The 1,047-nt window shown below is 60.4% G+C and carries 1 protein-coding gene; it reads right to left on the bottom strand.

Annotated features, from left to right (window positions below):
- Positions 1-6: 6 nt before the first annotated feature.
- Positions 7-1,047 (bottom strand): hypothetical protein (locus E1297_RS48945; protein WP_196223118.1); only part of this gene is annotated, 1,041 nt, incomplete at its 5' end.

Below are 1,047 nucleotides of genomic sequence, written 5' to 3'. Positions count from 1 at the left end.
CGTCCTTCAGGGCGGGGAAGACGTTAACGTGAGTTGGTTCGCGGTGTCCAGTGCGTACCTTGCGGCGAGTTGCATGCTCGCGAACAGCTTTGTATAGGCGTATGGCTCCGGCGGCGCGTCAACTCCGCCCGTGCCGTACATCCAGATCCATAGGTTGGAATCGCTCACCACTCCGGTTCCCCCGGTCGTCCGCTGACCAGTAGCCATGTCGATCGGACCGACGCAGCGCTCGTCGTCAGGGATCTTGGTGTCTCGTGGAATGCTCTCGATGTCGATCGACGTGTTTCCGACGACGGTGATATCGCAATTGAGCGTCGCCCGTATCTCTTCGGCCGCCTCCGTCTTCCACATGTCGAGGAACACCCTTTCGGCTATACCGGCGCCCCAATAGGCGCTTCCGTAGCCGCTCATGACGGCGAGTTTGCGCCAGTCGGCCCGGTGAATCCCGGGAGTGAACCCCGGGTGCCCCTGGAGAATGGCTAGCCCCAGCGTGGCGAATGTCGCCGCCCTCTCGTCCTCGATTTCACTAAGCTCGCCGTCCAGGCAATGAGCAGCGTGGTAGAGCGAGAGCCATGCGGCTGTCTCCTGCGTCCCCGGGGTCTGACCGATGGCCGGAATACCCTGACCGAACGCCTCGGCGACGTAGGTTGGATCGATGGTCTCCACCGGTGGAAGAACGGCGCACACGCGCTTCGCCTTGCCATCGACGGAATATTCTATGATCCGCGACATTCCAGCCGGCTCCGTGTTCGCGGTCATGAACCTGACATCCTCCTCGCAGAACGGATCGCCCGTCTTTTCGCAAAGAACGGCGGCTGTATTCACCCAGAACTGATGAGTGTTCTCGATACGGTCAAGAATAGCGATCTGCGCGCCGGTCGCACCTTCGAGACCAACGATCATCTGCATCGCGAGGCCCATGATCCCGGAATAATCCATAGCTGTCTCCGTTCGGAAAATCGTCACATCGAATAGTACTCCCGGCCCCGGTAAAGCACCAACCGCCGTCGTAATCCAGACAAACAGAGCCGCGAAAGCCAAGCGCTC

It is taken from the genome of Roseibium sp. RKSG952 (assembly GCF_009711355.1).
This window is presented reverse-complemented; position numbering and strand designations above follow the sequence as displayed.